Source organism: Pseudoalteromonas sp. MTN2-4, assembly GCF_042848605.1.
GTDB lineage: Bacteria > Pseudomonadota > Gammaproteobacteria > Enterobacterales > Alteromonadaceae > Pseudoalteromonas.
The window spans coordinates 1-8129 of sequence record NZ_BTGK01000017.1 but is presented as its reverse complement, the minus strand read 5'-3'; the positions used below and the strand labels follow the sequence as shown (position 1 = coordinate 8129).

Sequence of the window (8129 nt, the reverse complement as noted above, 5' to 3'; positions counted from 1 at the left end):
GTTACTAAGAGGGTTCTGTGAGAAATTTACTTCTATTGATTTTAATTGTTTTAACTGGATGTGCTTCAACAGATGCTTATAAATCACCAGCCAGTTTAAATGAAAACAATTCCGCAACGGTTTACCTTTATAGGACAGATGTTACTTATCATTCGCTAAACCCGGAAAGACCATTTTTTTATTTAGATGGTAAGCTTGTGGCTAAACTTGGGACAGGAAATTCTGTTAAGTTTTATGTAAAGCCTGGGGAGCACGTCCTTACCTCAAAAGAGTCAATTATGTTTTTGCCTGGCAGTGAAAGTGGACGAATTTCAGGTTTATTTGAATCTGGAAAAACTTACTATTTTAGGTATTCTAAAGAGTTTTCCAATATTTCCAGTATTGGTGTCGGTTTTGTAATGTCTGATACATCATCCTTAAAATTAGCTACAAAACAGCAGTTTATGGATAAATCGTAACATAACAAGCCATTACAGTAACGGGACTGCTAACAGCTTGCTCGGTTCCGCTTCGCTTCACATTTTAGCAAGCTATTATCAGCCCCTGAATGGGGCGTTATAACACCATGGGGAACGGATGCGTAATTTAATATTATCTCTGATTGTATTCACTGTTGCTGGATGTAATTCGACATCAAATGTTTCAAAAATGCAGGTACAACCTAAAAACTCTAAATGCGACTTAATTGCTGAGGCTGTAGGGCCTATGGTTGCCACTAAATGGGCACTTAAGGAAACAAATAAAACTCAAAAAGATAAAGAGCTAGGTGATTGGAGAATGCTTGGCTTAGTGCATCATGACGCATTTGAAAAAGCTGGGTTTAGTCTCGATGAAACTAAAGCAATAGCTAAAGAAGTGTATGAAATCGATATATCCGATCAAATGGAGTATGACATTCTTTCTTATCGTTATTTTTATAAGGCACAATGTCAACTACAAGCGCAGAACATTAACCCTTTACCACTAGCTGATACTTATAAAACTCTGGATCAATGTTGGTACCCTGATAAAAACAAAGGTTTAAACGAAGAGATTTGTTTCAAACAAGTTTTATCCGGTGAAATCGTGTTATAACAAGTCGCTAAACTAGGACAAAATTAAATAAGCTCGTCGCTTCGCTCGATTTTAGCCCACTATTTTTAACCCGTTAATCGAACGTTAGACGACTAGGGAACATTGGTGTCAGCCTATATTAGGGAGAAATAAGTGAATCCAAAAACGGAAAGTAATAACGCAAAATCTCAAAATCATTATATTGGATTAGGTATCGCTATTGGTGCAGGTTTGGGTTGCGCAATAGGTATTATAGTTGGCGTATTATTTAATATTTTACCTTTTGCTCTAGGTATTGGAATCGGTTGTGGAGCGGGGTTTGGTGTTGCAATCGGAGCTTCTTTGCATAAAGCAAAAGTTAATAACTTTTGATTTTTATCGTCGTCTAACAAGGCCGTCAAAAGGACGCAAAACAGCAGGCTTGTGCTCCTTCGTCGCCAATTTTAGCCTGCTATTTTGTGCCGTTTACGGCAAGCGTTAGTTGCCTAGGAGAATTAGGTGTTTATCCGAAAATTTGAACAAGTAGATTATCCTGCTGTTAAAGCAATTTATCAGCAAGGTATAGATACAGGGAATGCTACATTTCAACTCACCGCTAAAAGCTGGGAGGAATGGAATAATTCAATGCATAGCCATTCTCGTATTGTAGCAGAAGAAAGTGATAGTATTCTAGGTTGGGCTGCACTTTCACCAATATCAAATCGCGAAGTATATTCAGGTATTGCGGAAGTTAGTGTTTATGTCTCAGCTTTGGCCCGAGGAAAAGGTATAGGACAAAAATTATTAGCACAGCTCGTACTGGAGTCTGAGAGTAATAATATATGGATGCTACAAGCAGCTATTTTCCCCGAAAACCAAGGAAGTATTAAGCTTCATCTAAATAATAACTTCCGCAAATTGGGTGTTCGTGAAAAACTAGGGAAAATGAATAATGTTTGGCGTGATGTTGTTCTTATGGAAAGGCGAAGTAAAACTGTAGGTGTGTAAGGCAACTAACAAGCAAATTAATCAGGACAAATTACAGTTGGTTTTTGCTCCTGCGTCGCCTATTTTAATCAACTATAATTTGCCCATTATTGGGACGTTAGGTTTCATGGATGAGGTTAATTAAGCTAGTCACTCTTTTCACAATCATATATTTTTTGGCTGGGGCAGTTACTCTCAGGTTTGGTCTCCCATATCTGCTATTTCCTTCAATTCAAAAAACAGGGAAAACTTCAGAATCAATGCAGTTATCAGCCGCCTCTTCACAAATGGAAATGTTAGCCCGAGTATATGGTGAAAAGAATCGTCCTTGCTTATTCTTTTTCACAGGCCAACATGGTGGCGCTCTGCGTTATGAGCATGAGTTAGGTTTAGGTGCACTTAAAGAAGAATTCACGACCGTCATATTGTCTTATCCTTCCCAAGGTGGGGCTAAAGGTAATGTAAGTGACATTAAAGCATTAGCTAAAATGACAACAAGCTTTATTGCAGATACAGGAAGGCAATTACATTGCACTAAAGCCGTTTATTATGGCCGGTCGTTGGGAGCTATTGTTGCGACATACTCTGCCTCGCAAATCCAACCTGACGGACTAATTTTAGAAAGCTCTCCCGTTTCTTTAAGTCAATCTGTTAAACATGTACTTTCCAATAAGTGGTATTTATTTGCACTCCAGCTACTTCCAATTGATGCGCTAATTCCAAACGACTTTAAGGTAGAGGTATTGCTTAAAAAAGCAGATATTAAAAATACAATAATATTCCAAGGAGATAACGATTCAGTTACACCATTAGCCGATATTGAATTGGTCGCTCAGAGAACTGGAATTGATTTAATTATAGTAAATGGAGGTACACATTCTTCTACAATCACAAAAGCCAAACCACAAATATTCAAACAACTAAACGAGTGGTTGTATTAGCAATGAAACCTAACAAATTAATTAAACAGTGGACGCAAAACAGCAGGCTTGCGCTCATTTTTCGCTTAGATTAGCCTGCTATTTTCCGCCGTTTATTAAGGCGTTATGCGTCACTATTGCTGTCTTTAAAACGGTTTTTGCTTCAAGCCTTTTCTTCAAATTCGTTTTTAGGTACAGTGGCGCAATCAAGTTTTAAGTTGGTCTTGGCTTTTCGTTTTTCAATTTAAGCTGTGACCAGAAAGGTCATTCACCAGTCGAACGCTTCTTTGCAATTTTGGGTTTGGTGAGTGTTTTTTAATTTTAAGTTTGGCTTATTGGTGCATGCGCGAGCGCTTTTAATTTCGAGTGTCAACGCATAACAAGGTCGTCAACGCGGACAAAAAACTGTTGGCTGTTGCGCTTCGCTTCACATTTTAGCCAACAATTTTTTACCCGTTAATCGGGCGTTAGTCATACATGGAGGTTCCGTGCCCGATAAAATTCAGTGCAAAGAGTGTGAAGCTCTAGTCTTGCCATCCACTGCAGAAAGAACTGGCGGCTTATGCATGCCATGTAAAAAAGGAACTAGAAAAAGCATGGAACAAGCGAAAGAAAAAGCTATGCAAGAGCGAGAATTAGATAAAACCTGCCCATTTCGAGCGTATTGGAGAAACCTAGTAGAGCGAGTTTATGATGAAGGTCAGGGGTTTAATACTTTAAGTGAAGAAGAAAAACTCTATTATTCAGTCTGTGTGTTAACTGGTGAAGTATATAACGGAGGTTTTATTCAATTTTTTGATAATACCTCTGGGGCTCGATATAGTTACGCAGAGTTAGGCCTAGTTAGAATAGAAGCTAAAGAAAGTTTAAAACTTTTAAGAGCAGCTAAGACTTCATTATTTGGTAAACAGGGTGTACCGAAAGGCCAAGCTGAACGCTGGGCAATTATTCGTAAGCATACTGATGAGCCTGATTTAGATGAGCTAGATACCGAGTTTTATAAGGATGCAGATGAGCTTGATAAAAAGCTAGAAAACTTTGCAATCAAAAGTGGATTGGTAAAGTATGCCTAACTAACGCTTTAACCATAAAGGACGCAAAACAGCAGGCTTGCGCTCCTTCGTCGCTAATTTTAGCCTGCTATTTTGCGCCGGTTAAGCGAGGCGTTATGTTTCTTGAGGGATTGTTGTGCTTAACCAGTTGATCTACAAAATAATTGAGTTTGAGTTATTGTGCTCAATTGTTAGTCCTGAACAGGTTATCAGCTGGGCAGATGATCAGATTCTTGCTTATGACGAACTAGAAGAAATTCTTCTTGATCTTTGTGTAGCGAAGTCTGAAGAGAAACAACTTAAAATTCTAGGCAATATTGATACAAACATAGAAAATGAAGCATTCGAGTTGGTAGCAATAGAGCTTCTAAAACGTTACGATTCAGGTTTATTGGATTTCTTTGAATTGGCCAATAAGCTTCTGGTAATCCATTACCATTCTTCAAAGCTTTCACCTGATTCAGTAGATTTTATAATTTGGCTCGATGATGAGACTTCCCTTATCACTGAAGGCATTAAAGAACTTGAACCGGCTAAGAAAAACCTACATGAATTCTTAACCGGTATCGTAGAAAAACATAACAAGTCAAATCACTCGGACTTGGTAAAGCTATCACCTTTTTTGTTCCAAAAAAGTCGCCAACTTCTCCAAGCCGGTGTTTGAGGCGTTATGTTTACTATGAAACTTGAGTCTATTGAAATAGAGGATGAAATAGATAGCCATAAAACTGGAGCTATTGAAGTAACTGTAATCACTACTCGTGGTGAAAAAAGGTGGTGCTTCTTTTTTACTCCCGAAGCTATGTCTGCGTGCGGAGATTTTATCGAAGGAACCAGTGTTCGATTTCATTACGGCGCTTCACACATGATATTGGTATCAGAAATTTCTAAATCAATAATTGAATCCGCTTTAATGGATATTGATAAGCAAGGTGAGTTAGAGTTATGTACTATTCCATATGAGTAGTAGGTAAACATAACAAACTAATAAATAAGGACAAATTACAGTTGGTTTTTGCTCCTTCGTCGCGTATTTTAACCAACTACAATTTGCCCATTATTAGGGCGTTATATGCCTTGGTTAACTTGAGAGGGACCTATCAATGTCGATGACTATGTACGTAATCTTATCTCTTAGTGATGTTCCAAATACGAACTCACTAAACGAATTATCAGAACAGTTAAACACTCCTGTTCAATATTTAGAAAATGTAGATTTTAAAAAGCATACTGGGTTTCTCCCTGTCAAACTGAAAGGCGAAGACTCTGGAGTTGAAACATATATATCGCCTTTATCAGAGTTCTCAGATTACTTTCCTGCATTCGATTCCTCCGCTTTTATAGAGCCAGTAGTGGTAACATTTCGATGGGGCGGTGACATGAGTGAAATGGTTGTGGCTTTAAACTCTGCTTATCTTCTCGGATATCAAAAAAACTCCGCTACATTCGAACCGCAAAGTGGTGTGTTTTTATCAAATGAACAAGTAAAAGAAGGTGCAGAGGCCATGTCTGCAAACGGCATATAACAAGGCAAATTAAAAAGAGCGGACAAAAAATAGTTGGCTTTGTTCGTACCTCACAAATTATAGCCAACTATTTTTAGCCGTTTATTTGCGGCGTTATGTACCTAGGAAAGTATGAAGCATATATTCAACGGAATTGATGTTACTTTGATAAACGAACCGCATTACTCGATAAATTCGACAGATAATGTTCGTTCATATGAAGTTGAACTCTGTAGAAATAATGAATACCAGTATTCTTCAGCGCACGGCTTGTTCGTCGGGGATATAGACTGCCCTGAATCATCTGTTATTTTTTTAGGTGTAGGTGGAGCGACAGGTGTTCACCAATACTCATTCACCATTAAAGACGATTCATGTTATGTTGCTTCGGGTGATTCTATATTCTCTTTAAAACTTCCATCACTAGAAGTCAATTGGATCAAAAAAGTCGATTTTGCTACTTGCTTTGGAGTCTTTTGGGTAAATGAGTTCGATTGTTTAATTTCGTGGGGGGAGTTGGAGATATGTCGTTTGGATTCCTGTGGTAACAAAATCTGGACAATATCTGGCCCCGAAATTTTCACGGAGGGCTTTGAGTTTGCTGGAGACCACGTATTAGTTACGGATTTCGATGGTATTGTACATAAAATATCAATTGAAACTGGCCTGTCAGTGCAAGTTGGTACATAACAAGAATTTCAAGCGGGACTGCTAACAGTTTGCTCGGTTCCGCTTCGCTTCACAATTTTAGCAAACTATTTTCAGCCCCTTAAATAGGCGTTAGCTTCCCCCATACTTATAGGAGAATTCCTCATAATCTGGTTAATCTACTCAGTTCTTGCTTTTTTATTTTATAGTCTAGCTGCGGTATCAGTTGGATTTTTTATTTATACATTATGGAATGTATATGAATCCGGATTTAGTAGTGCAACTTTGGGAACGGCTAGCTTGGTACTAATGCCTCATGTACTTTTTATAATACTAGGCAATTGCTGCTTGAATCGTCGTAAGGAAAGAATTAAAGGAATACTTAAATCGGTTTCTAAACCAACTTATGGTTATTTAGGGTACTTACTTATATCCATAAATATGATTTTCTTTTCAATCTTTTTGCTTTTAGATATTGAAATTGAGAGTAGGTATGAAATAAAGGCATTCTTAGCATTTATTGTATTAGGTAGTATTTTTGTCAATTGGAGTAGGCAAAGAAGAATTTATTAATAGAAAGCTAACAAGGCCGTTAAACCGTGGACACAAAACAGCAGGCTTGTGCTCTTTCGTCGCCAATTTTAGCCTGCTATTTTGTGCCGTTTACGGCAAGCGTTAGAGTTACATGCAAATTTTTGATACTCGAAAGCCAATGTCTGTTCTATTTGTTCTTGGAACAGCTATCGTTATTATTCTGTCTTTTTGGGGAGTAGGGTTCCAATTTATCAAAGGTGATATAAGGAAAACACTTGATCGAAACTTTGAATCCTGGAAAGAGAAAGAGCCATTTAGCTACAGCTATAAAGTCCAGAATGGGTGCATGCTGATATTTTCGTCGAATGTTTTGGTTATTGATGGCATTGCACTTTTTGAACATGAAAATGAGCATGACTTTGAAATAACAATTTATGAAATGTTTAACATAGCAAAAAAGGGAATAACTCAAGCAGCAAGCATCGAGTTAAAATATGACTCAATGTACTTTTTCCCAACAAGTATTAAAGTTGATTGGGATAAGGATATACATGATGATGAGTGTTTTTATTATATAAGTAACTTTAAAGTTATTGAGTAAAGAAACTCTGACAAACAGTTTAAAAGCGGACAAAATTCAGTTGGCTGGTTTCGCTCCGCCTCACATTATAACCAATCAAATTTTGCCTTTTAACTGAGGCGTTAGGTGCCAAGAGGAAACAATGGCTGTACCAATACATAGCAAACTCATCAATAATGCAGCTAGGGAAATCCTGAAGCCAGTAGGATTAGTCAGAAAAGGGCAATCTAGAGTTTGGCTGGACGATAATGGATGGTGGCTTACAATGGTTGAATTCCAGCCATCTAGCTGGTCTAAAGGTACTTATCTAAACGTAGGTGTATCATGGCTTTGGTACCCGAAAGATTATCTGTCTTTCGATATTGGATACAGAGAAAATTCATTTATAGAATTCAAAGACGAGGATTCTTTTTTTTCAGAAGCGATTGCTCTGGCAGAAAAAGCTAAGGATAAAGCCTTAACTCACCGCCGTTCAATGTCATCTCCAGAGCTCGCTAAAGAGTTTGTGTTAACGAACACTGCTGGGGACAAACAAAATATTTGGGCATGTCTAAATAAAGGTTTAGCTTGTTTACATGCCTCGGATTTTCAAAACGCAAATATACACATTGGGAAATGTGTTGCAATGCAAGGATGACAGGGATTGGGCTAATTCGGTAAAGGACTTTACTAAATCACTATTAGATCTCAAACCGAAAGAGCAACTTCTGGCTATAGAGGATGCAATTATTCATTCTCGAAAGCTTAAAAAGCTGCCAGAAATGGAGGTTTCGTTTGGTGATGGCACCTAACAAAATGCTAAACACGTGCCCTTCGGTCACTGGGACACAAGCGCGGCGCGCCTACGGCATTAAAGCGCCGCATTTGTGCC

At 38.1% G+C, this 8129-nt stretch carries 12 protein-coding genes; all 12 read left to right on the top strand.

Annotated features, from left to right (window positions below; translation table 11 throughout):
• Positions 1–17: 17 nt before the first annotated feature.
• Entirely contained in the window at positions 18–458 is a 441-nt protein-coding gene (locus ACGHEH_RS21255; RefSeq protein WP_390449648.1) for a DUF2846 domain-containing protein, read from the top strand.
• Positions 459–576: 118 nt separating this feature from the next.
• The gene (locus tag ACGHEH_RS21250) at positions 577–1074 is read left to right on the top strand and encodes a hypothetical protein (protein WP_390449646.1); all 498 of its coding nucleotides are present in this window, start codon (positions 577–579) and stop codon (positions 1072–1074) included.
• 132 nt (positions 1075–1206) lie between these two features.
• A complete protein-coding gene (locus tag ACGHEH_RS21245) occupies positions 1207–1425 on the top strand; it encodes a hypothetical protein (protein WP_390449643.1) in 219 nt (72 codons plus the stop codon).
• A gap of 126 nt (positions 1426–1551) precedes the next feature.
• Complete coding sequence (locus ACGHEH_RS21240; protein WP_390449640.1) at positions 1552–2040, top strand: GNAT family N-acetyltransferase; 489 nt, start codon at positions 1552–1554, stop codon at positions 2038–2040.
• A 239-nt stretch (positions 2041–2279) separates the two neighbouring features.
• A complete protein-coding gene (locus ACGHEH_RS21235) occupies positions 2280–2960 on the top strand; it encodes an alpha/beta hydrolase (RefSeq protein WP_390449637.1) in 681 nt (226 codons plus the stop codon).
• A 467-nt stretch (positions 2961–3427) separates the two neighbouring features.
• A complete protein-coding gene (locus tag ACGHEH_RS21230; protein WP_390449634.1) occupies positions 3428–4012 on the top strand; it encodes a DMP19 family protein in 585 nt (194 codons plus the stop codon).
• A gap of 115 nt (positions 4013–4127) precedes the next feature.
• The gene (locus ACGHEH_RS21225; RefSeq protein WP_390449632.1) at positions 4128–4655 is read left to right on the top strand and encodes a hypothetical protein; all 528 of its coding nucleotides are present in this window, start codon (positions 4128–4130) and stop codon (positions 4653–4655) included.
• Between the two features lie 15 nt (positions 4656–4670).
• Positions 4671–4958 (top strand): hypothetical protein, encoded by a 288-nt coding sequence (locus ACGHEH_RS21220; RefSeq protein WP_390449629.1) that lies wholly within the window; start codon positions 4671–4673, stop codon positions 4956–4958.
• Positions 4959–5094: 136 nt separating this feature from the next.
• The gene (locus ACGHEH_RS21215) at positions 5095–5517 is read left to right on the top strand and encodes a hypothetical protein (protein WP_390449626.1); all 423 of its coding nucleotides are present in this window, start codon (positions 5095–5097) and stop codon (positions 5515–5517) included.
• Positions 5518–5628: 111 nt separating this feature from the next.
• Complete coding sequence (locus tag ACGHEH_RS21210; protein ID WP_390449623.1) at positions 5629–6186, top strand: hypothetical protein; 558 nt, start codon at positions 5629–5631, stop codon at positions 6184–6186.
• Positions 6187–6829: 643 nt separating this feature from the next.
• Entirely contained in the window at positions 6830–7279 is a 450-nt protein-coding gene (locus ACGHEH_RS21205; protein WP_390449620.1) for a DUF6174 domain-containing protein, read from the top strand.
• 121 nt (positions 7280–7400) lie between these two features.
• Positions 7401–7895, top strand: a complete 495-nt coding sequence (locus ACGHEH_RS21200) for a hypothetical protein (RefSeq protein ID WP_390449617.1) — start codon at positions 7401–7403, stop codon at positions 7893–7895.
• Positions 7896–8129: the final 234 nt, after the last annotated feature.

What these genes read in the sequence shown, in the direction of transcription:
- ACGHEH_RS21250 (WP_390449646.1), top strand. Translation starts at nt 577, where the DNA reads ATGCGTAATTTAATATTATCTCTGATTGTATTCACTGTTGCTGGATGT.
- ACGHEH_RS21235 (WP_390449637.1), top strand. Translation starts at nt 2,280, where the DNA reads ATGCAGTTATCAGCCGCCTCTTCACAAATGGAAATGTTAGCCCGAGTA.
- ACGHEH_RS21220 (WP_390449629.1), top strand. Translation starts at nt 4,671, where the DNA reads ATGAAACTTGAGTCTATTGAAATAGAGGATGAAATAGATAGCCATAAA.
- ACGHEH_RS21215 (WP_390449626.1), top strand. Translation starts at nt 5,095, where the DNA reads ATGTCGATGACTATGTACGTAATCTTATCTCTTAGTGATGTTCCAAAT.
- ACGHEH_RS21210 (WP_390449623.1), top strand. Translation starts at nt 5,629, where the DNA reads ATGAAGCATATATTCAACGGAATTGATGTTACTTTGATAAACGAACCG.
- ACGHEH_RS21205 (WP_390449620.1), top strand. Translation starts at nt 6,830, where the DNA reads ATGCAAATTTTTGATACTCGAAAGCCAATGTCTGTTCTATTTGTTCTT.
- ACGHEH_RS21200 (WP_390449617.1), top strand. Translation starts at nt 7,401, where the DNA reads ATGGCTGTACCAATACATAGCAAACTCATCAATAATGCAGCTAGGGAA.